Source organism: Pseudoalteromonas sp. A22 (genome assembly GCF_018141345.1).
GTDB classification, from domain to species: Bacteria; Pseudomonadota; Gammaproteobacteria; order Enterobacterales; family Alteromonadaceae; genus Pseudoalteromonas; species Pseudoalteromonas maricaloris.
The window spans coordinates 2,731,489-2,752,380 of the sequence record NZ_CP047238.1; the positions used below are offsets into that span (position 1 = coordinate 2,731,489).

21 protein-coding genes are annotated in these 20,892 nt (G+C 44.3%); 9 read left to right on the forward strand and 12 right to left on the reverse strand.

What is annotated here, in order from left to right; genetic code table 11:
• The first annotated feature begins 132 nt into the window (after positions 1-132).
• The 7 genes from GSF04_RS17100 to GSF04_RS17130 all read left to right on the forward strand — a co-directional run bounded on the left by GSF04_RS17100 (position 133) and on the right by GSF04_RS17130 (position 7,694).
• Entirely contained in the window at positions 133-1,293 is a 1,161-nt protein-coding gene (locus GSF04_RS17100) for a Gfo/Idh/MocA family oxidoreductase (protein WP_211858015.1), read from the forward strand.
• Between the two features lie 7 nt (positions 1,294-1,300).
• On the forward strand, positions 1,301-2,356 hold the full coding sequence (locus GSF04_RS17105; protein ID WP_211858017.1) for a sugar phosphate isomerase/epimerase: 1,056 nt from the start codon (positions 1,301-1,303) through the stop codon (positions 2,354-2,356).
• Between the two features lie 14 nt (positions 2,357-2,370).
• Positions 2,371-3,588 carry an MFS transporter gene (locus GSF04_RS17110; protein WP_045964393.1) on the forward strand — a complete coding sequence of 406 codons (1,218 nt, stop codon included), beginning with the start codon at positions 2,371-2,373 and terminating at the stop codon, positions 3,586-3,588.
• Between the two features lie 53 nt (positions 3,589-3,641).
• Positions 3,642-4,337 (forward strand): DUF1080 domain-containing protein, encoded by a 696-nt coding sequence (locus tag GSF04_RS17115; RefSeq protein ID WP_211858019.1) that lies wholly within the window; start codon positions 3,642-3,644, stop codon positions 4,335-4,337.
• Positions 4,338-4,339: 2 nt separating this feature from the next.
• On the forward strand, positions 4,340-6,019 hold the full coding sequence (locus GSF04_RS17120; protein WP_138523822.1) for a GMC family oxidoreductase: 1,680 nt from the start codon (positions 4,340-4,342) through the stop codon (positions 6,017-6,019).
• Entirely contained in the window at positions 6,019-6,768 is a 750-nt protein-coding gene (locus tag GSF04_RS17125) for a gluconate 2-dehydrogenase subunit 3 family protein (RefSeq protein ID WP_211858021.1), read from the forward strand. Before GSF04_RS17120 ends, GSF04_RS17125 begins: the two co-directional genes overlap by 1 nt.
• A 68-nt stretch (positions 6,769-6,836) precedes the next feature.
• Entirely contained in the window at positions 6,837-7,694 is an 858-nt protein-coding gene (locus GSF04_RS17130; protein ID WP_211858023.1) for a TIM barrel protein, read from the forward strand.
• A gap of 891 nt (positions 7,695-8,585) precedes the next feature.
• Here the strand turns inward: GSF04_RS17130 and GSF04_RS17135 are convergent.
• From GSF04_RS17135 to ffh, 12 genes are all read right to left on the reverse strand, one after another.
• Positions 8,586-8,855 (reverse strand): Txe/YoeB family addiction module toxin, encoded by a 270-nt coding sequence (locus GSF04_RS17135; RefSeq protein ID WP_211858025.1) that lies wholly within the window; start codon positions 8,853-8,855, stop codon positions 8,586-8,588.
• The gene (locus GSF04_RS17140; RefSeq protein ID WP_010371061.1) at positions 8,848-9,102 is read right to left on the reverse strand and encodes a type II toxin-antitoxin system prevent-host-death family antitoxin; all 255 of its coding nucleotides are present in this window, start codon (positions 9,100-9,102) and stop codon (positions 8,848-8,850) included. Before GSF04_RS17140 ends, GSF04_RS17135 begins: the two co-directional genes overlap by 8 nt.
• A gap of 207 nt (positions 9,103-9,309) precedes the next feature.
• Positions 9,310-10,341 (reverse strand): hypothetical protein, encoded by a 1,032-nt coding sequence (locus GSF04_RS17145; RefSeq protein ID WP_211858027.1) that lies wholly within the window; start codon positions 10,339-10,341, stop codon positions 9,310-9,312.
• Between the two features lie 88 nt (positions 10,342-10,429).
• Positions 10,430-10,906 carry a hypothetical protein gene (locus tag GSF04_RS17150; RefSeq protein ID WP_211858029.1) on the reverse strand — a complete coding sequence of 159 codons (477 nt, stop codon included), beginning with the start codon at positions 10,904-10,906 and terminating at the stop codon, positions 10,430-10,432.
• A gap of 127 nt (positions 10,907-11,033) precedes the next feature.
• The gene (locus tag GSF04_RS17160) at positions 11,034-11,255 is read right to left on the reverse strand and encodes a hypothetical protein (RefSeq protein WP_211858031.1); all 222 of its coding nucleotides are present in this window, start codon (positions 11,253-11,255) and stop codon (positions 11,034-11,036) included.
• A gap of 570 nt (positions 11,256-11,825) precedes the next feature.
• Positions 11,826-12,974 carry a bifunctional chorismate mutase/prephenate dehydrogenase gene (tyrA, locus tag GSF04_RS17165; protein ID WP_102057173.1) on the reverse strand — a complete coding sequence of 383 codons (1,149 nt, stop codon included), beginning with the start codon at positions 12,972-12,974 and terminating at the stop codon, positions 11,826-11,828.
• A gap of 211 nt (positions 12,975-13,185) precedes the next feature.
• Positions 13,186-13,545, reverse strand: a complete 360-nt coding sequence (gene rplS, locus GSF04_RS17170) for a 50S ribosomal protein L19 (protein WP_017216162.1) — start codon at positions 13,543-13,545, stop codon at positions 13,186-13,188.
• Positions 13,546-13,578: 33 nt separating this feature from the next.
• Positions 13,579-14,346 (reverse strand): tRNA (guanosine(37)-N1)-methyltransferase TrmD, encoded by a 768-nt coding sequence (trmD, locus tag GSF04_RS17175; RefSeq protein WP_010371055.1) that lies wholly within the window; start codon positions 14,344-14,346, stop codon positions 13,579-13,581.
• Positions 14,346-14,879 (reverse strand): ribosome maturation factor RimM, encoded by a 534-nt coding sequence (gene rimM, locus GSF04_RS17180; RefSeq protein ID WP_010371053.1) that lies wholly within the window; start codon positions 14,877-14,879, stop codon positions 14,346-14,348. Before rimM ends, trmD begins: the two co-directional genes overlap by 1 nt.
• A 17-nt stretch (positions 14,880-14,896) precedes the next feature.
• Positions 14,897-15,145, reverse strand: coding sequence for a 30S ribosomal protein S16 (rpsP, locus tag GSF04_RS17185; protein ID WP_010371051.1), 249 nt, complete (start codon positions 15,143-15,145; stop codon positions 14,897-14,899).
• Between the two features lie 187 nt (positions 15,146-15,332).
• On the reverse strand, positions 15,333-16,556 hold the full coding sequence (locus tag GSF04_RS17190) for a hypothetical protein (protein WP_211858033.1): 1,224 nt from the start codon (positions 16,554-16,556) through the stop codon (positions 15,333-15,335).
• A 444-nt stretch (positions 16,557-17,000) separates the two neighbouring features.
• On the reverse strand, positions 17,001-18,380 hold the full coding sequence (gene ffh, locus GSF04_RS17195) for a signal recognition particle protein (protein ID WP_010371045.1): 1,380 nt from the start codon (positions 18,378-18,380) through the stop codon (positions 17,001-17,003).
• 207 nt (positions 18,381-18,587) lie between these two features.
• Between ffh and ccsA the strand changes: the two genes are divergently transcribed.
• Both ccsA and GSF04_RS17205 read left to right on the forward strand, forming a co-directional pair.
• Positions 18,588-19,394, forward strand: a complete 807-nt coding sequence (ccsA, locus tag GSF04_RS17200) for a cytochrome c biogenesis protein CcsA (protein WP_017216167.1) — start codon at positions 18,588-18,590, stop codon at positions 19,392-19,394.
• A gap of 68 nt (positions 19,395-19,462) precedes the next feature.
• The gene (locus tag GSF04_RS17205) at positions 19,463-20,725 is read left to right on the forward strand and encodes an HlyC/CorC family transporter (RefSeq protein ID WP_010606684.1); all 1,263 of its coding nucleotides are present in this window, start codon (positions 19,463-19,465) and stop codon (positions 20,723-20,725) included.
• The last annotated feature ends 167 nt before the right edge of the window (positions 20,726-20,892 follow it).

Genomic DNA, 20,892 nt, shown 5'->3' on the forward strand with positions numbered 1-20,892 from the left:
TTATAATAATTTATTTTAAACGCCGATTTTGTTGCATTGTCAACCGAATTTTTATTATCACTTTGACGCTTCTGTTACCTATTATCAATAACATCAGATTAACTTACCTCGATAACTCGACGGAGCTAAACGATGGATAATAACAAAATCCGCATGGCCATGATCGGTGGTGGAGAAGGCGCTTTCATAGGTGCAGTGCACCGCATAGCCGCGCGTTTAGATGGTCAAATTGAACTTGTTGCAGGCGCATTTAGCGCCAAATCAAACAAAAGCCTAGCAATGGGCCAGCAACTTGGGCTTAACCCAGCACGTTGCTATGCCAGCTACCAAACACTCTTACAACAAGAGGCGGAATTACCAGAGTCGGAGCGCATCCACTTTGTTGCCATCGTTACCCCAAACCATTTGCATTTTCCGATTGCCACTGCCGCTATCGAACACGGCTTTCACGTCTTGAGTGATAAGCCTGCAACGCTCAATTTATCTGAGGCTCTACGTCTACAAGTACAGCTTCAGAAGAGCAATTGCTTGTACGGATTAACACACACCTATACCGGCTACCCGATGGTGAAAGAAGCACGCCACCGCATCGCAAACGGCGAACTTGGCAAAATACGCAAAGTCGTCGTTGAATACAGTCAAGGATGGCTTGCAAGTACTGATGACGAAAATAGCAAGCAAGCCAGCTGGCGACTAGATGCAAGCAAGTCTGGCGTGAGTTGTTGTATGGGCGATATCGGTGTACACGCAGCGAACCTTGCCGAATATGTGAGTGGCTTGGAGATAGAGGCGCTTTGTGCGGATTTAAACACGGTTGTGTCCGGCCGACAGCTCGACGATGACGGCACCGTGTTACTGCGCTTTGGCAACGGTGCAAAAGGCGTATTGATGGCAAGCCAAATAGCCCTTGGCGAAGAAAATAATCTCACCTTAAAAATCTATGGTGACAAAGCCAGTATCGAATGGTCGCAAATGGAGCCTAATAGTTTGTGGTTACGTGCGGCAAATGCTCCAGCTCAGTTGATCCGCACAGGAGTGGGCTCACTTAGCCAAGCAGCCATTAGCGCAACCCGTGTGCCAGCCGGTCACCCTGAGGGATATCTGGAAGCATTTGCAAATATCTACCTTAACTTCGCCAACCTTATTCGTGCACACCAGCAGCAAGCCAATGTGCAACACGAAGAATTTGACGTGCCAAGTATTAACGCTGCAGTCCGTGGCATGGCATTTATTGAAAACGCGGTCGCAGCTAGTGCAAAAGACACTAAGTGGCACCCCTTTACTATTGGATAAAATAAGAATGAAGCAAATTAAAGGACCCGCTATTTTTCTCGCGCAGTTTGTCTCGGACGAGGCGCCATTTGACAATTTTAATAGTATTTGCCAGTGGGCAAGTAACCTAGGTTATAAAGGTATTCAGCTACCAAGTTGGGAACAGCGACTGTTCGATCTGCAAAAAGCCGCTGAAAGCCAAGATTATTGCGACGAGATCACTGGTATTGCCGCAGAGCATGGCCTTACTATTTCAGAGCTATCAACCCATTTGCAGGGTCAATTAGTGGCGGTGCATCCAGCTTATGACCAAATGTTTGACGGCTTTGCACCAGCAAAAGTGCATGGCTCGCCTCAGGCTCGTATGGAGTGGGCAACAGAGCAGCTAATGCTAGCGGCCAGTGCCAGTGCTAAGCTTGGGCTAACCAGTCACGCCAGCTTTTCTGGCGCCTTGCTCTGGCATACTTTTTATCCGTGGCCACAACGCCCAAATGGCTTAGTGGAACAAGGATTTGAGGAGCTTGCAAAACGCTGGTTGCCTATTTTAAACCGCTTTGACGAGGTTGGCGTGGATGTGTGCTATGAGCTTCATCCTGGTGAAGATCTACACGATGGCGTGACTTTTGAACGCTTTTTAGCGGCGACGAATAATCACCCGCGAGCCAATATTCTTTACGATCCAAGTCACTTTGTTTTACAGCAATTGGACTACTTGGCATTTATCGACATCTATCATGAACGTATCAAAGCGTTCCATGTAAAAGATGCCGAATTTATCCCCAATGGCCGCTGCGGTGTTTACGGCGGATACCAAGGATGGCAACAACGGCCAGGACGGTTCCGTTCATTAGGTGACGGACAGGTCGACTTTAAGAAAATATTTAGTAAGTTAACACAGTACGGTTTTGATGGTTGGGCTGTATTGGAATGGGAATGCTGTATCAAGCACCCTGAAGATGGGGCCAAAGAAGGTGCTGAATTTATCAAACAGCACTTGATAAGACCAACCGAAAAAGCCTTCGATGATTTTGCAGGAAGTAGCACCGATACCGAACGCAATAATCAAATCCTCGGCATAAAATAAACAGGACTACGACCATGAATAATAATAATCATAATCGGACCGTGTTTCAGCTCTGTTGCCTTGCACTGGTCGTCACATCAATGACGTTCGCTATTCGCGCAGGCATTTTGGGGCAATTAGGTGAGCAGTTTGGACTCTCAGATACAGAACTTGGTTGGGTTAACGCCATGGCATTTCTGGGCTTTCCCGTCGCAACCATGTTAGGTGGCGCAATCTACAACGCCATTGGCGCTAAAAAGTTAGTTGCCCTCGCCTTTATCTGCCACTTTGCTGGGTTGGTTTTAACCATTACCGCTGACGGTTTTTGGTTACTGCTGATCTCGACGTTTTTAATCGGCTTTGCGAATGGTTCAGTGGAAGCTGGCTGTAATCCACTGATTGCCGAAATGTATCCAAAAAACACCACGACCATGCTCAACCGATTCCATGTCTGGTTTCCTGGCGGCATTGTGATTGGTGCGCTGGCATCGAATGCTATGACTGCATCAGGCTTTAATTGGCAATGGCAAGTTGCTTTGATATTAATTCCAACGCTGATTTACGGAGCGATGATGGTCAAGTCACAGTTTCCTGAATTTGACCGCACAGATCATTCTACCACCAGCAATCTCAAGCACCTGTTTTCTCCACTCTACCTATTTTTAATTTGCTGTATGACCTTAACAGCAACAACCGAACTTGGTACGCAACAGTGGATTGAACGCATACTGGGTGCGTCAGGCGCCTCACCTATGATGATCCTTGCGCTGATCACAGGCTTAATGGCATTAGGTCGCTTCTTTGCCGGTCCAATAGTCCACCGCTTTAACCCAACAGGCGTGTTACTCGGCTCTGCGGTATTAGCAACCGCTGGGATTTTCATGATGAGCCAAGCACAAGGGTCAGCAATCTACTTGGCTGCAATATTATTTGCCTTGGGTGTCACTTATTTTTGGCCAACCATGCTGGGCTGCGTTGCAGAATATACCCCAAAAACGGGCGCACTTGGTATGTCTTTAATGGGCGGTGCGGGGATGTTCGCTGTCAGCATGTGGAATCCAGTAATTGGTAGTTGGATTGATTCGGCGCGACTCGAAGCCCAAGCGGCGAACTTAACTGCGCAGCAATCAGAACTAGTTGCAGGTCAAGCGGTGCTTGAAAATATCCTGTTATTCCCAGCTATTCTCATAGCCGCTTTTATCGGCCTTTACCTTTATATCAATAAAAATAAACGCGTTGAGAAATACGCGTAATACCCTTTGTATTAAGTAGCAACAAGTAAAAAGTGAACAGACGAGGTTCCAATATGCTCAACTCTATAAAAATACTAACGCTGGCATTGGCCGTTAGTTGTGCGGCTTGCGCTAGTACAACTGACAACCAATTGAGCCCGCAAGAACAACAAGTTGGATGGCAACTGCTTTTCGATGGCAAAGATATGTCGCAATGGCGCAACTTTAAAAGTGATGGCCTAAATAGCCAGTGGCAAGTTGAGGACGGCGCGATGACACTTACCCAAGGTGGGGGCGGCGATATTCTGACCAAAAAACAGTATCAGAATTTTGAGCTCCAGCTCGATTGGAAGATTTCTAAAAAAGGTAACAGTGGGATTTTTGTATTGGCGGATGAAAAAGGCGGTGCAATTTACTCCCACGCCCCAGAAATCCAAATTCTAGATAACAAAGAACACCCAGACAATAAAATAGACTCTCATCTTGCAGGTTCTATTTATGACCTGTTCGCCGCGCCAAGTACGGCACATAAACCTGCTGAAGTTTGGAACCAAGTTCGCATTAAGCTACAAGATAGCCACCTACAAGTTTGGCAAAATGGTGTAAGCACGACGAGTATCGTGATTGGTAGCACCACTTGGAATGCTTTGGTTAAGAACAGTAAATTTGCAACATGGCAAGGGTTTGCTGAAGGTAAAAAAGGCCACATCGGCCTGCAAGATCACGGCGACAAAGTCTGGTTTAAAAACATTAAGATCAAGGAGCTGTAACTATGGCAACATTTGATCATAAAGTATTGGTCGTTGGCTCAGGTGCCGGTGGCGCAATGGCCGCTTATACACTCACCAAGCTAGGTCACAAAGTTTTATTGTTAGAAGCTGGCAGAAATTACGACCCAAAAACAGAAAGCCCAATGTTCCGCCGTAATAGCGAAGCCCCTCTCATGGGCGCTGGCAATAAGGATAAAAACTTTGGTTTTTACGACGCGACAATTGATGGCGGTTGGCAAGTACCAGATGAACCATACACACGCGCAGAAAACACCGACTTTTATTGGTGGCGTGCACGTATGCTCGGTGGCCGCACCAATCACTGGGGTCGCTACTCGCTGCGTTTTAGTGAGCACGACTTTAAGGGCAAAAGCCGCGATGGACATGGCGCTGATTGGCCGTTTGAATATCAGGACATTGCGCCTTGGTATGACAAAACAGAAGAAATAGTTGGGATCTGTGGTACTAATACCGGCTTGGATGACATGCCCCCTTCTGCACCTGGCGTGTTACAGCCACCACCAACACCAAGAGTACCCGAGTTATTGGTTGCTGCTGCCGCGAAAAAAATGGGGATCCCAGCGGTTCCAATGCACAGAGCTGTGCTGACTCGTAATAAAGACGACCGCTTAGCCTGTTTTTACGCCACACCTTGTGGCCACGGTTGCTCAATTGGTGCGGCATTCCAAACCACAACTTCGCTTATTCCGATGGCCAAAGCGACAGGAAACCTTGAAGTGATCACCGATGCCATGGTGAAGTCGGTCGCGGTGAATGAAGATGGCAAAGTAACTGGAGTGACTTACGTCGATAAAAAGTCTGCGCAAGAACATGCACTCAATGCAGATGTGGTGATTTTGGCGGCCAGCGCCTGTGAATCTGCTCGTATTCTGCTTAACTCCAAACATGCAAAGCACCCCAAGGGACTTGCAAACTCAAGTGGTCAGGTAGGTCGCAATCTAATGGACTCTACCGGCGCTTGGCTTGGTGCACAAATCCCTGCGTTAAAAGGTCGCCCGCGTTATAACGAGGACGGCCATACCGGAAACCACCTTTTTATTCCTTGGTGGGGGCACAAAGCCCATGAAAAAGGTGAGCTTAATTTCCCGCGTGGCTATCACTTTGAAATTAGCAGCGGATTTAATCAACCGGGCTCTGGCGTGTCTGGCAATAAACAAGGTTATGGCCCCAAGTTAAAGCAACAAGTGCGTGACGCTTATGGTTCCTATGTTGGATTTGCACTGCGTGGAGAAATGCTACCGAACAAAGATTCTTACATGGAAATTGACGAAAACGTCAAAGATAAATGGGGGATCCCGGTTGCTAAGTTCCATTTCAAATGGTCTGACAGAGAACTTAAGCAAATCGAGCATGGTCTCAAAACCGCTAAACAGATCCTTGAGAACATGGGTGCCGAAGTGGGCGAGCTACCGCCTGCGGAAAAAGCCATCTCAAAAGGCGGTGAGATCATTCATGAGGTCGGCACGACGAGAATGGGCAGTTCAGCAAAAGAATCTGTAACGAATCAGTGGGGCCAAACATGGGACTGTGACAACCTATTTGTGATGGATGCCGGTGTCTTTGCGTCGAACCCTCATAAAAACTGTACGTTAACTATTATGACGTTAGCAATGCGCAACTCCACCTGGTTGGCAGCACAAATTGATAAAGGAGCGCTGTGATGAATACACCTGATCGCGTTGATTCTTATAAATATATTTCAGGCATGACACGTCGCGAGTCATTAAAGTGGTTAGGCTTGCTTGCAGCTGGCTCAGCGGTAACACTCACCGCTGGTTGCAGTAAGGCTATTGAAGGTGAAACGGCTGCAGCTGGGCACTGGCCAGATATTGAAATACAGCCAGTTAGCGCTCAAGGGTATGGCACCGATCCAAACATGATCATGCCACCAGAGTCACCTTGGCCGCTCACTCTTACCGAAGCGCAGCTCACGTTAGTTGCAGTACTAGCTGATTTTATTGTGCCAAAGGAAGGAAATCATCCATCGGCTTCTGAAGTACAAGTACCGAGTGTGATCGATGAATGGGTAAGCGCACCGTATCACGGACAACAAAAAGACAGAGTGACAATACTCCATGCACTTGCTTGGATTGACGATGAGTCGACTTTGCGCTTTAAAAAGCCATTTTTACAACTTAGCGCAACGCAGCAAAGTAAAATTATGGATGATATTGCTTATTTTAATGCACAAACACCAGAGCAATTTCAGCGTATAGGTAAAGCATTCTTGCGCTTTAAAGATCTCGTTCTCGGCGCTTACTTCTGCACACCTGAGGGCTGTCAAGACATAGGTTATCTGGGCAATGTGCCAATTGCAGGTGATTATCCTGGGCCTACTGCTGAAGCCAAAGCACATCTAGATGGCGTACTCGCAGAGCTTGGACTAAGCCAGTATGCGTACCGCGACTAACCCTTGAGTCATTTTGTTATGACTAACCGAAGCAGAGTCTAGCTCTGCTTTTTCTTTAGGAGTAGATCATGTTTGTTGAAAACACCAACCGATTAAAGCAAGTAATGCTGTTCATTGCTTTAATTTTTATCTCGCCACTGTATGCACAGCCTTCCCTTCAGTCTTTGCCCGTTAGCGTTCAACTGTGGTCGGTAAAAGATGAATTGGCAAGAGACTTCGACGGCACCTTGCAAGCACTCGCTAGCATGGGATTTGATGGCGTTGAATTTGCTGGAAACTTTGGCAGCTATGCCGATAATCCAAGCAAATTAAAACAAAGACTTGCAGAGCTCGGCTTAGTTGCGAGCAGCGCACACATCGGCTTTGACGCATTAGCTGAAGAAAAACGAGCAAGCACCCTACTCTTTTACAAAACCTTAGACGTATCCACGCTCTTTATTCCTTGGGATGAAAGGGCATGGGATAAAAACCAAGTGCAAGCATTTGTAAAACAGCTTAACCAAGTACATCAAATCGCCAAACGTTATGATATGAAGATCGGATTCCATAATCATGAAAAGGAATTTAACCCATACGCTAATAGCACATTTTGGGATTATATCGCCACCAACACCCCAAGCGATTTCCCACTGCAGCTCGATGTCGGCTGGGTGAATTACGCAGGTAAATCACCCAGTGATTATGTTAAGCGATATGAAGGAAGAACCGTATCGACACATATCAAAATACGTACTCATCAAGGAGATGACAAAAGCCCAATCATTGGCGAAAACCACTACCCTTGGAAAGCGCTCATCCAGACCATGCAGCAACACGGCGGCACACAGTGGCTGGTAATCGAACAAGAAGAATACCCAAGCGGCCTAACGCCGCTAGAAAGCGTCGCCCGCTCAAAAGCGAATTTAGATAAGATACTGAGTGAGTAACAAGCGGGAATATGTTTACTTGTAATAGTTAATTATCGCTGTCAGGTTTGATCGCGGGGTTCGATCGAACTTGACTGTTGAATGATGCGAGAGTGGAAAATGGTAAACGCCCTATTATGTGACGGGTTAAGCTGACTACACTAGCGAAGAATGAGCGCTAGCCAAGCTTTAGACGTCCACTTCATAAACAGCTTGTTATTTGCCGAATACAAAATATAAGCAAAGCAAAATAGAAACTGACAGCAATAGCGATACAGGCCTTTGAAATACTGTACCTGATAGATTTTGAATACCATGTACCTTTGTTCGACTAAAAAAATTGAAAACATGTTCGGCACAAAACAATACAAATACGCCACCAAAACCTAATGCATAAAGTGGCTTTTCATATAATAAAAACCAACTAAAGCAAAACAAAAGTAGAACCCCAACAAACGGAATTAATACTATCTCTAGTAGTTTGCTGATGATGAACTTCCTTAGGAAAATAACAGCCCATTAGCGTGAATTCTTGAATATCTCTCTTATCCAAGAGTAAAGAAACAACAACTACCTAGCTAACTTTATTTAAATATTTTAATAAGTTACCTGTCAAAGTCTATAATTTCAACACACAAATCACCTGCTACACGCAAGGAGTGACTTATCCGAGCCATCGATTGGCTCGCTAAGAACAAATTACATCTAGATAACGTGTTAAAAATGCTCAATTTTATATGTTGCTGGTTATTTGTCGCCATAAATGACGACCTACGTAAGAAAGTGTGAGCAACGCTAGCACTTTATCTAACCCATTGTGTCGTAAACATTAAAGCTGCACCAAACCAAAAATGCCAAGCGTTTGTTAGTCCATCTTGAGCGTCTTGTAGATGCCAAATCGCTGAAACCGATTTAGTAGTGGTAACGACACGAAATTATCGTTATCGCTTGATCGTCGACCGCGTAAACAAGTCTATTAGTATCATCAATACGACGAGACCAAAAACCAGATAAGTTCTCTTTCAACGCCTCTGGTTTCCCGATACCCTCAAATGGAGAGCGCTTAACACCATTGATTAGTTTATTGATGCGCTTAAGTGTTTTCTTGTCTTGAGTTTGCCAATACAGGTAGTCATCCCAAGCGTCATCAGTCCACGCCAATAAACGTTGGCTACTACTCATCAATTAACTCTCGCGTTGTTGTTTTACCAGCGCGGTACTGTGCTATTGAACGGTTTAGGTGTTCAGCGTTTTGAGGAGAACGTAGTAAATGCACTGTTTCCATAAGGCTATTGTAGTAGTCTAAAGACATAACTACCGCATCCTCAGAATCACGCCGTGTTATAACTGTTGTATCAGCATCATTAACTACACCGTCTAAAACAGCTTTGAGACTATTTCTAGCTTCAGTAAAAGATACGATTTTCATAAGAATCCCCACATGTACATTTAATAGAACAAGTATAGTCTTCACTACCCTACTTGTACAGTAAGCTGAACATGTGATATTGATAAACCAATGTCCGGTTAACGGGTAAAAATTGAGGGCCAAAATTGAGCAAAGCGAAAAGCTCAATAGCGTGAATTCTTGAATATCTCACTTATATACAAGTTATTTGTCGCCATAAATGGCGACCTATGTAAGCTCTTGGCGTAAAGTTCCCGCTAATGCATTTTTATGCCGTGATGCCTCAGCTAATACAGCTGAGATAAATTGTTCGGCATTATCTACCCCGACGAATATATTTTTAACATTCCCCATGGGTTCAACAAGTTCAATTTCAACATTTGGATAGCCTGAGTAGTTATAACGTTTTATAGACCTAGCACGCTTTACAAACTCCATGTTCTTCTGAATTTTTGCTATGTTGCTTAACGGTATCGCCAATGGCTGATAAAGACCATATCGGATGAACAAATGATTTCCCACCAAAGAAATAGGCCGTTTTGCAACAGCGCGGTACTCCGCAAAGAAAAATACTAAGCTAAACGCCGTCAGCAGAGTAAAGATATTTGCCGCAAATGGGGACCAAATAAAATGCAAAAATAGATGCATAATTGGCATTTCAAACGCTATTAATAAAATAAAGCCAAGCAGATTACTTTGTGCACCATCTTTATTATGGTAAGTAAAGTGCTGCTCGCCACTAAAGCTTTCTGGCTGCACTCGCTTAGAAAAAAGCGCATAGGTCCACATACGCGTTTCAAAACTCAGTAGCTTTGCAACAGGGCCGTCACCCGCATATTTTTTAATTGGCTTCTCAATGGCATGGTCGGGATCTTCACTCTTGCCAATGGCGACTTTGATCGCAAGATACACGGTTGAAATTGCGACCAGTTCAAAAGATAGAATAACAACCAAGACAACATAACGTCCGCTCTCAAGATAATGCCAAACCAGTTTGCCTTGCTCGGGAATAATGTAACTGCCGACGAGCACCGCAAAGCACACTAAAACAACCGACTTCAACAAGGCTTCTTTTCTATCTTCAACACAGAAAAAGCAGACTATTGGCAAGACTATCAACGCATCTAACAGAAACAGCCATTCAAAATTCGCACTGCCATAATCATTAAGCGTACCGTTTGATTGGTAATAGAACCCCCACCACAACGAAATACACACAAGAAATAATAAGGGGAGTTTTGACTTAATAGAACTACTCATACATATCTCCGTGCGGTATCAGGCCTGAGCTAAAATTCGTGACGAAAGAGCAAAAACCAAGCGTTTTAGCTCCCTGTTGAGCAACAGGTTAGGTAAGCAAACAGGCTGCGTGCTTTCCCGTCAGCCACAACCTTAGTTCTTGAAGCAATTCTGCATCAATCTCAAAAGTCGCTTTCGTTTTGAAATCAAGCGTTTCAGTATTACTATAGCGCTCACTACCCGAGTGAGTCACTTCAACTGCTAGATGCCCCAATGACGATAGAGAGTAAAACCTTAGTCTTAACTCACGGTCGTCGTAGGTATCTTCGGTTGCACCACGCAATAGTAATTGCGCCTCACCAGATCTGTTGTCGTAAAGAGAACTCAGTGCATTTACGAATTGCACTATTTCGTCACCATGAGAACTAGATAAGTATGCCTTAAATTCCAGATTAGATGAAGAATGAGTACTCTGTATCTTCGAATAAACACCAACTTCCTTAACCCACTCTTCATCGTCAGCATAACCGAAAAATGACAGTTCCAGTTCAACATTAGACCTTCTATCGATTGAATGAATTTGCATAAATCTAATTGCCTCGTGCTCTGTTAAGGTGTGAGCAACGCAATACCGAAGCTCCTGCATACCACCTTAAACACTCAATGCAACGAATAGTAAAAATGCCACGCGTTGCGGATCACTCTTAAACAGATTATGTTTCAGGGTACATATCACGAATTAGATTCAGTGATAAAGTCCCTTCGTTAACAAGTGGAGAAATTGTGTCTGTCATTTTGATTTGTTGCCAAGCTTTTGCATTGGTTTTAAAATCAGCAAAATCTAAACCAATAAATCCTGCGGATACACTCTGTTCGGAATGAAAAGCTGAATTCACAGAATCATCCGGGTGTAACTGCATACGCCAATACGCCATATCTACCTTATTTTACGAAACTTGAACCTGAAACATAACAGCTCATTAGCGTGAATTCTTGAATATCTTACTTACCCGCTAGTAAAAAAATAACAATGATAAAGCTAACTTTATTTAATAATTTTAGTAACTTACCAGTCACCGATTATAATTTCAACACGTGAATTTGAAGTAGTCGCTAACACCCACCTCATGCTTGGAGCTGCATTATCAGCATTGATGCAGATAGTAACGGGTGTTATAGATACTTCGCTTACTCAGACTAGGGCTTGAAACAAATTTCTTTTATAGCAGCATCAAAGTTATTTGTCGCCATAAATGGCGACCTACGTAAGATTAAAAGAAGTCGCTGGCACCCACCTCAAATTTGGAGCTGCATTATCAGCATTGATGCAGATAGTAACGGGTGTTATAGATACTTCGCTTACTCAGACTAGGGCTTGAAACAAATTTCTTTTATAGCAGCACCTAAGCTATTTGTCGCCATAAATGGCGACCTACGTAAAATCGTGGCGTAAAGCCACTCCCGCAACACTATTTGCACTGTGATGCAGGAGACATACCTTGGCGCTAAATACTTTCCTCATAATCCAACACTTTAGCGTCATTGGCTTTGTTAAGCAGGCCTCTGCTTTGTGATAGGAAGTGTTTCGCGCTTTCTGAGAAATACTGTTTGGCTTGTGAGAAAGATTGCATTAGACCTTCTTTATCGCCTTGTTGTAGCTTGGTCAATGTCTGCTCAAAGGTATCTTGATAGCTTGCCAATAACCCTTCTACATCATTAAATTGCGCGAGCATAATATCTGAATAAAGCTCAGGGGATTGTGCAAACAGTCGCCCAACCATCATCAGCTCTAATTGGTAGATAGGCGATGAGCAGCTTCTTAGCTCTTTTAATGAATGGCACTGCTTAGATAAAAACTGACCATACACAAACGTGGTTAAGTGGCGCATCACTTGGATGATCTGCATGGATTGATCGTGTTTTTTAGCGTCCATCGGTACCAACTGGCTGCCCCAGATCTTTAGTTGCTTGATTAATCCTTCGCATTGCTTTGGCATACGTCCTTCGCACACCACGACAGTTTGCTTAACCCAGTGAGATATATCTGGACCAAACATAGGGTGTAGACCGACCACAGGGCCGTTGTGCTTGTTCATTAGTACTTTGAGCGGGGCTTGCTTCACAGAGGTAATATCTGCAAGAATACAATCATCAGGTAGCGCTGGTAACTCGTTAACGACTTGCTCTAGCGCGTTAATTGGTACGCTCACCAGCACCAATTTTGCATCACTCAGTAGCTCAGTAGCCTGTGATTGATTGTCTTTGTCTAAAATGCGTACTTCGTAGCCTGAGCGCCTAAACTGTTTCGCAAACAATTTACCCATGGCGCCTTGACCACCGACAATAACAACCGGAGACATCTTTGGTGCGGCACAGGCGAGTTCACTTTGCTGGTTTTCGTAGGCTTCTCGCATCATACGACGCAGAATATCTTCGACTAAATCAGGGTTTACCCCTTTGGCATCAGCTTCTGCGCGCCGGGCTTTGATCAACTCAGCTTCGCGCTTCGGCACGTGTAGCGGTGCGCCCTTTTGCTGTTTTATTTTTCCAACCTGTTCGGTCAATGCTTTGCGCTTTGCAAGTAGCGCGACAAGCTCGCTATCGCAATCATCTATTGCAACGCGTATTGCTTCTAAATCGTTAGCCCCATTCATGATGTAAACTTATATATACAGTAGTAAATTAAATAATACACCGAGTCTAACAAGAAGTGCGCCGCTTTAAAAGTAAGCAACCATGAAAATATCGTGACAAGACGCCTGATATGTCAGTGAGTATTCACAGAATGGAAATAATGAGAGGGATAAAACCAAAACAGGCCGCATAAAGCGGCCTGTTTTATCTGCATTTGATAAATGCGACGTATTAGTTAAGTTTCTCTTTAATACGTGCAGATTTACCAGAACGCTCACGTAGGTAGTAAAGCTTAGCGCGACGAACCGCACCACGACGCTTAACTGCTACGCTGCTGATAAGAGGGCTGTGCGTTTGGAATACACGCTCAACACCTTCACCGCTTGAAATCTTACGAACAGTGAAAGATGAGTGTAGACCACGGTTACGCTTAGCGATTACAACACCTTCAAAGGCCTGTAGACGCTCTTTGTTACCTTCTTTTACGCGTACCTGTACAACTACTGTATCACCAGCGCCGAACGCAGGTACGTCTTGCTTAAGCTGTTCAGCTTCAAGCTCTTTAATAATATTTTGGTTTACTTTTGCCATTTTATTTCTCACATTCCTAGGTGTAACTGTCTTCTAGCCACAAGCTTGGCCATTCTCTTGCTGAAATTCAGCAAGTAATGCCGCCTGCTCCTCAGTCAGAGCTAGGTTACGCAACAAGTCAGGACGACGTTGCCAAGTTCTACCCAAAGACTGCTTTAAGCGCCATTTGGCTATTTCTTGGTGGTTTCCGCTGAGTAATACAGCAGGCACCTGTTTATCATCCAATGTTTCCGGCCGGGTATAATGAGGACAATCCAACAAGCCATCCGAAAATGAATCTTGTTCAGCTGATTGGTTGTGACCTAGTACGCCAGGCACTAATCGTGCAACTGCATCGATTAATGTCATGGCAGGTAACTCACCACCGCTCAGTATAAAATCGCCGATGGACCACTCTTCGTCTATATAAGACTCGATGATCCGCTCATCAATACCTTCATAACGACCCGCTACTAAAATCAACTTTTCAGAGTGCGCCAATTCAGTCGCACCTTGTTGATCTAGCTTTCGCCCTTGAGGGGACATATAAATTACTTTAGCGCCTTCTCCTGCTGCCGCTTTGGCATCAAGAATAGCTTTTTTGAGAGGCTCAACCATCATTAACATTCCCGGGCCACCACCATAAGGGCGGTCATCCACGGTTCTATGTTTATCAGTGGCGTAGTCTCTCGGGTTCCAACAATTAAACTCAATCAAGCCGTTTTTCACAGCTCGACCCGTTACGCCTTGCTGAGTTATCGCATCAAACATGTCAGGAAAAAGTGAAACCACTCCAACCCATAGCTTTTGCTGATCGCTCATTAAAACGCTGGATCCCAATCTACCGTAATTTTTCTCTCGTCATGATTAATATCCGAAATAACAGAATCTGTTAAAAATGGAATTAATCTTTCCGATTGGCCAAATGCATCTTTTTTGTTTGCTTTCACAACCAAAACGTCATTTGAACCAGTCTCCATCAAGTCATCAACTATGCCTAAGTCGTAACCTTTATCGGTTACTACTGACATGCCGATGAGATCTCGCCAATAAAACTCCCCTTCAGGTAATTCAGGAAGCTGCTCAGCATAAACAGCGATTTCAGCATTGGTATAAGCCACTGCTTCGTCTCTGTCGTTTACCTGTGCAAATTTAGCGATATATCCCTTGTTGTGACGACGCCAGTCGCTCACTTCAAGGTTTTGCCATTTACCTTGTTGCCCTATCAACCATGGGCTGAAATCGAAGATCCCTTGGGGATCGTCAGTAAATGAATGCACCTTAAGCCAACCCTTGATGCCATAAGGAGCACCAAGCTTACCAACAACGATTGTCGAGGTTTTACTTTGACTCATGGTTACACTTACGCCTATTAAGCCGCTTTACGAGCGTCTTTAACCAGCTTCGCAACACGATCTGAAAGAGCTGCACCTTGACCTACCCAGTGATCAACACGAGATAAATCTAAACGTACTTTTTCTTCCTGACCTGCAGCGATAGGGTTAAAGAAACCTACCTTCTCGATGAAACGACCGTCACGCGAGAAACGGCTATCCGCAACCACGATTTGATAGAATGGACGCTTTTTAGCGCCGCCACGTTGCAAACGAATAGTTACCATACCGTCCTCTACATAGATTGACTGTTTTCATTAATAAGTTTGTACTTCCCATTACGGGAAGCTCGGGCATTTTACGCATTTTTCAGCGCAATGCAAGTTTGAATTAGATAAATGCCCAACAGCGACGCGATTGTCACCCTTGAGCACCTTGATAATAAACTAAAATGTGGCGTAGAAACGAATTCAGTTATTCCATTGGTTGCTGTAGCTTATCCATTTCTGCAATCAAAGTTTTTATCGCCTTCTGCTGCCCTTCAGCCGTGCTAACATCTCCTAATAAAGGTAATGTAGACGACGTTGCTTCAACCTCAAGCTTACCGTGAACTCGTTCCCCCATACTCTCTATCGTTTGCTTGAGCTGCTCTCCAATTGCGGGCTCACTGAGTAGATGCTGTAGCCCTGCTTGCTGCGCAGGTATGGGGATTTGAAAATACTCTAGATAGCTGTTTACATGTTGATATGCAGCTTGCTGTAAGAAATTCACAAAGTCAGAATTCTCTGAACTAATGATACTGGTATTGAGCTGTCCTGCAAATGGAGGGTCACTTGGTGCTAGTTGCGTGTAGTTTGTACGATTGGCAAGTTCTTTTGCAAAATCAATTAAACCATCAACAATCCGGCTTGAAATTTCACTTCCATAAATTGTCTTAATCTCCTCCAAGCTACTTTCAGCCCACGCATGAGGAACGATATCTAAACTATTTGCAAAGCGCACACTCACCGCTTTATCGTCTGATAGGCTGCCATTTGGAAGCTGCTGATTAGAATGAGCGGCAAAGACATCGTTGCCCGCTGTTGGGCCAGCCGTACCCATCGTTTTGACAGTGGCGTTACACGCAGGATCCCACAGTAGTGCTTTACCTTGCAGATCTCGCAGCATCAAGGCGACTGTGGGAGCAAGCGCACCACCTTTGCTATGCCCCGCGACCGTAATGCCACAAGGCGACTTAGCCGTATCGCGTAAAAAGTGCATTAAAGGGATACCGCTACCTGGGACATTCCCCTGCGGGATCATAACATTCAGCATCGCTAAACCTAATGCCGTAGCCGCTGAAATTTCGGCCCCTTTAACATTGGGAGCAAAAATCCAAGGGGTTGTGATGGCAACATTAAAGTCTTGGAAAATCCAATCAAATAATGATTTACCATTAGTACCTGCTATTGCTACTATATACTGATCAGTTCCACTCACCCGTGCAACGTACATCGTGTTAAATGCCTCACCATTGGGCATCATTTGAGCATGCGGTCCCCATACTATGTCGACATCAATAAATGGTATTTCTTTTAATGAGTTGGAGATGGTGTGGTACAGAGACTCATCGCTGGCGCCTGGATTTTTAGAACCAGCATTTGCGAATATCTCCACGGCAAAAACGAGTTTTTCAATATCTGTTGGTTGATTTGACATGACTTGCTCCTTGTAGTGATAGACCACAAGCGCACACATAAAACGATAGACTTTTAGAATACTCACTATCGACAATCGCTGTTGTCGTAATACGCAGTGTAAGTCAACACTACCTGCCGCCGCTGTCGGTCTGCTTCATAAATGTAGAAAGAAACTCATGGGTGGCACTACTCTACCACTGAACGCCACTCATTATAGCTCGATGGTTAACTGAGCTAAAACGACAGATTGAGGCTAGTCCAACGACTGATGAGTGTCAAAAATATTTGGTACTTAGATTAAGTATGTTAGAAAAACAAAAAGGAGGGAGTTAAACGACCTCACGGCGACTACAGCATAGGTTTACATCAGCCGTGGTCGAGAGCAAATTGAAAAGGCCAATGACAAAATCACTGGCCTCTTAAAACCGTCAACCAATTTTAGGATGGGATATTTTTGTTTGATTTAGAACTTAGGCCCACCGCCACCGAACATGCCCGGCGGCATCATGCCTTTCATATTCTTCATCATTTTCATCATGCCGCCTTTGCCTTTCATCTTCTTCATCATCTTCTGCATTTGGGTAAATTGCTTCAGCAACTTATTAATGTCTTGTACTTGCGTACCAGAACCCGCAGCGATACGCTTTTTACGCGAGCCTTTGATGATTTCAGGACGTGCACGCTCTTTTGGCGTCATTGAGCTTATGATAGCTTCCATTTGGTTAAAGGTCTTATCATTTACTTGACCTTTTACCGCATCCGGCAAGTTCGACATACCAGGCAGCTTTTCCATCATCGACATCATACCGCCCATGTTTTTCATCTGGCGCAGCTGCTCAGCAAAATCTTCCAGTGTAAAACCGTCGCCTTTAAAGACTTTCTCAGCCACTTTTTGGGCTTTGTCTTTATCGACTTTCATTTCGACTTCTTCAATAAGCGACAGTACGTCGCCCATACCTAGAATTCGAGATGCAACACGGTCAGGGTGGAATGGCTCTAAGGCATCGGTTCTTTCACCCACACCGATAAACTTAATGGGTTTACCAGTAATATGACGAATAGACAACGCCGCACCACCGCGCGCATCACCGTCCGTCTTGGTTAAGATAACACCGCTGAGTGGCAGCGCTTCATCGAATGCTTTTGCTGTATTTGCAGCATCCTGACCTGTCATTGAGTCAACGACAAATAAGGTTTCAATTGGATTAATCGCCGCGTGTAAATCTTTGATTTCGTCCATCATGTCTGCATCTACGTGCAAACGACCTGCGGTATCCACAAGTACCACATCAATGAACTTTTTCTTCGCGTGAGAAATAGCACCCGTTGCAATATCTACTGGCTTTTGTGAAATATCACTGGGGAAGAACTCAACGTCAACTTCTGCTGCTAACGTTTCAAGCTGTTTGATAGCCGCAGGACGATAAACGTCAGCACTCACCACCAACACTGATTTCTTTTTGCGCTCTTTAAGGAATTTAGCTAGCTTACCAACGCTGGTGGTTTTACCCGCACCTTGAAGACCTGCCATCATCACAACAGCTGGCGGCTGCGCGTTTAGGTTCAGCTCTTCGTTGGCCTCACCCATCGACTTTTCAAGTTCTTCACGAACAATCTTGATGAAAACCTGGCCTGGGCTCAGACTCTTTGTGACTTCTACACCAACCGCGCGTTCTTTTACTTGTTTTACAAAGTCGCGCACAACTGGCAAGGCAACGTCAGCCTCAAGCAATGCCATGCGTACTTCACGGAGTGTTTCTTTAATATTGTCTTCAGTTAGTCGACCACGGCCACTGATGTTTTTAAGCGTTTTTCCTAAACGCTCTTGGAGGTTTTCAAACATGTATCGGTTCCAAAATCTCGAAATTGTCGGGCATTATACTGATATGCGAGCCACTAATACAGTATTCAAGCCGATTGTTCTGCTTTTTACGCTTTCGTTGAACGAAAATAAGAATAAGTTAACGGATTGAAATAAAACCCTATGCAAGCGGATAGGCTTTAAATACAATAGCTAAAAAAGGAAAGCAAAAATTAGGCACTTATTTTTATGTTGATTATTAGCTTGTCATTAATCGCCTGTCTCTTTTACATCATGGCCACCAGCCATGTTTTATCGCGCTTATTTGACAAACAAGGTCCAGATCAAAAGAAAACCTTAATATTAAGCACCGTCGCCATTTTAACTCATATGCTAGTATTGGTGAATTCAGTGTTTACGCATCAAGGACAAGATCTCAGTACCGTCAACGTTGCCTTGTTAACCTGTTGGGTTATCGTTGTTTCTGTAACGACCGTATCTTTACGCTTCCCTGCAACATTATTGCTACCCGTGGTGTATGGCTTCGCGGCTATTTTGTTATTAGCAAGCCTATTTATTCCACACCACATTATTATGCATACGATAAATATAGATGTTGGCCTCGTTTTACATATTTCACTTTCTTTGTTGGCTTACTGCGTACTTATCATCGCCACGCTCTACGCCATTCAATTTATGTTTATTGATAAACGTCTAAAACAGCGGGATTTGGCGATTATGACGAGCCATCTACCGCCACTTATGCAAGTGGAAAGGCAGCTTTATCAACTGTTATTTGTAGGCACAGGTTTATTAACGCTGGCATTGGCATCCGGTTTTTACTTTTTAGACGGTATGTTCGCCAAAGAGACTATTCACAAAACCATTTTATCTATCGTTGCATGGCTTATTTATGTCGTCGTCGCCTTTGGGCATAAGCAGTTCGGCTGGCGCGGTAAGTCTGTGGTGATTTCAATCATAGCGGCTTCTGGCATCGTGACTTTAGGTTACTTTGGTAGTCGCTTTATACAAGAAGTGATTTTAGGCAGGTTTTAAACTTTAACTTGACTATCGTAACTCACTAACGCTTAATACTCTTTCGTAAGTAAAAAAGGGATCCACTGTTGGAAGACATATCGACCAGCGCCTTGTTTATCATACTCGGCGTGCTCATTTTGATGTCGGCTTATTTTTCTAGTTCAGAAACCGGTATCATGTCAATCAACCGTATTCGTCTACGCCATCTTGAAAAAGAGAATCACCGTGGTGCGAAGCGTGTAAGTAACCTCCTTAACCGTCCTGACAGACTGATTGGTCTGATCCTGATCGGAAATAACCTCGTCAATATTGCCGCTGCACAAGTTGCTACCATCATTGGATTACGCCTGTATGGCGATATGGGTATCGCAGTAGCTACTTTTGGCCTCACACTCGTGGTCCTTATCTTCGCTGAAGTTACACCTAAGACTCTCGCAGCTTTATACCCTGAGAAAGTCGCGTTCCCAAGCTCTGTTATCCTAAAAGTGTTGTTGAAGGTCTTGTTTCCTTTGGTTGTTGCGACCAACTGGATCACCAATGGTATGTTACGCTTGGTCGGGATCACACCACAAGAGATTGAGGAGCACAGCCTAAGTAAAGAAGAATTAAAAACCGTGGTAAATGAGTCAAGCGCTATGTTGCCCTCAAACCACCAAAACATGCTCACTTCTATCTTAGACCTGGATCACGTGACCGTAGAAGACATTATGATCCCACGCAGTGAAATCAATGCGATAGATATCAATGACGAGTGGAAAGATATTGCTCGCCAGCTCACGAATGCGCAGCACACCCGAGTGCTACTTTACCGTGACCAAATTGATGACGCGGTTGGTTTTATTCACGCTCGTGATGCGCTACGCCTACTGACAAAAGAGCAGTTTGATAAGCCGTCACTACTGCGTGCGGTAAGAGAGATTTACTATGTACCAGAGAATACCTCGCTCAATACACAGCTGATCAAATTCCAAGAAGCCAAAGAGCGTATTGGTCTTGTTGTTGATGAGTATGGTGACATTCAAGGTCTGGTTACGCTCGAAGATATTCTTGAAGAAGTCGTAGGTGACTTTACCACCACGCAGACGCGCGCGCCGAGCGAAGACGTAAACATGCAGCGAGATGGCTCAGTTATGGTTGACGGCAGTGTAAACGTGCGTGACTTAAATAAAGAAATGAGTTGGGACTTACCTACCGAAGGTCCTAAAACCCTGAGCGGCCTGATTGTTGAACACCTTGAAGATATTCCAGATGCGCCTCTTGGCTTAACGATTTCTGGTTATAAGATGGAAGTCATTGAGATCAAAGAAAACATGATCAAGATGGTGAAAATTTCTTCTAATACCAATTAGCTTAATTAAGTGGTCTATTTTGAGGCAAGAAAATTTTGTCGATAACAAGGCAAAAATTTTACTATTTAACCTGAGGTTTGGATAAGGAATGTTCCAACTCATTGTTGCTAAAGCACAACTTAGTTTTCTCCTTGTCTAGCCAGAGAGTTTTAGGGAAAACAAGGCGA

What these genes read in the sequence shown, in the direction of transcription:
- GSF04_RS17190 (WP_211858033.1), bottom strand. Translation starts at nt 16,556, where the DNA reads ATGTCAAATCAACCAACAGATATTGAAAAACTCGTTTTTGCCGTGGAG.
- rimM (WP_010371053.1), bottom strand. Translation starts at nt 14,879, where the DNA reads ATGAGTCAAAGTAAAACCTCGACAATCGTTGTTGGTAAGCTTGGTGCT.
- GSF04_RS17100 (WP_211858015.1), top strand. Translation starts at nt 133, where the DNA reads ATGGATAATAACAAAATCCGCATGGCCATGATCGGTGGTGGAGAAGGC.
- GSF04_RS17145 (WP_211858027.1), bottom strand. Translation starts at nt 10,341, where the DNA reads ATGAGTAGTTCTATTAAGTCAAAACTCCCCTTATTATTTCTTGTGTGT.
- GSF04_RS17140 (WP_010371061.1), bottom strand. Translation starts at nt 9,102, where the DNA reads ATGAAAATCGTATCTTTTACTGAAGCTAGAAATAGTCTCAAAGCTGTT.
- GSF04_RS17125 (WP_211858021.1), top strand. Translation starts at nt 6,019, where the DNA reads ATGAATACACCTGATCGCGTTGATTCTTATAAATATATTTCAGGCATG.
- trmD (WP_010371055.1), bottom strand. Translation starts at nt 14,346, where the DNA reads ATGAGCGATCAGCAAAAGCTATGGGTTGGAGTGGTTTCACTTTTTCCT.
- rpsP (WP_010371051.1), bottom strand. Translation starts at nt 15,145, where the DNA reads ATGGTAACTATTCGTTTGCAACGTGGCGGCGCTAAAAAGCGTCCATTC.
- GSF04_RS17115 (WP_211858019.1), top strand. Translation starts at nt 3,642, where the DNA reads ATGCTCAACTCTATAAAAATACTAACGCTGGCATTGGCCGTTAGTTGT.
- GSF04_RS17150 (WP_211858029.1), bottom strand. Translation starts at nt 10,906, where the DNA reads ATGCAAATTCATTCAATCGATAGAAGGTCTAATGTTGAACTGGAACTG.
- GSF04_RS17120 (WP_138523822.1), top strand. Translation starts at nt 4,340, where the DNA reads ATGGCAACATTTGATCATAAAGTATTGGTCGTTGGCTCAGGTGCCGGT.
- GSF04_RS17130 (WP_211858023.1), top strand. Translation starts at nt 6,837, where the DNA reads ATGTTTGTTGAAAACACCAACCGATTAAAGCAAGTAATGCTGTTCATT.
- tyrA (WP_102057173.1), bottom strand. Translation starts at nt 12,974, where the DNA reads ATGAATGGGGCTAACGATTTAGAAGCAATACGCGTTGCAATAGATGAT.
- GSF04_RS17105 (WP_211858017.1), top strand. Translation starts at nt 1,301, where the DNA reads ATGAAGCAAATTAAAGGACCCGCTATTTTTCTCGCGCAGTTTGTCTCG.
- GSF04_RS17160 (WP_211858031.1), bottom strand. Translation starts at nt 11,255, where the DNA reads ATGGCGTATTGGCGTATGCAGTTACACCCGGATGATTCTGTGAATTCA.
- ffh (WP_010371045.1), bottom strand. Translation starts at nt 18,380, where the DNA reads ATGTTTGAAAACCTCCAAGAGCGTTTAGGAAAAACGCTTAAAAACATC.
- ccsA (WP_017216167.1), top strand. Translation starts at nt 18,588, where the DNA reads ATGTTGATTATTAGCTTGTCATTAATCGCCTGTCTCTTTTACATCATG.
- GSF04_RS17135 (WP_211858025.1), bottom strand. Translation starts at nt 8,855, where the DNA reads ATGAGTAGTAGCCAACGTTTATTGGCGTGGACTGATGACGCTTGGGAT.
- GSF04_RS17110 (WP_045964393.1), top strand. Translation starts at nt 2,371, where the DNA reads ATGAATAATAATAATCATAATCGGACCGTGTTTCAGCTCTGTTGCCTT.
- rplS (WP_017216162.1), bottom strand. Translation starts at nt 13,545, where the DNA reads ATGGCAAAAGTAAACCAAAATATTATTAAAGAGCTTGAAGCTGAACAG.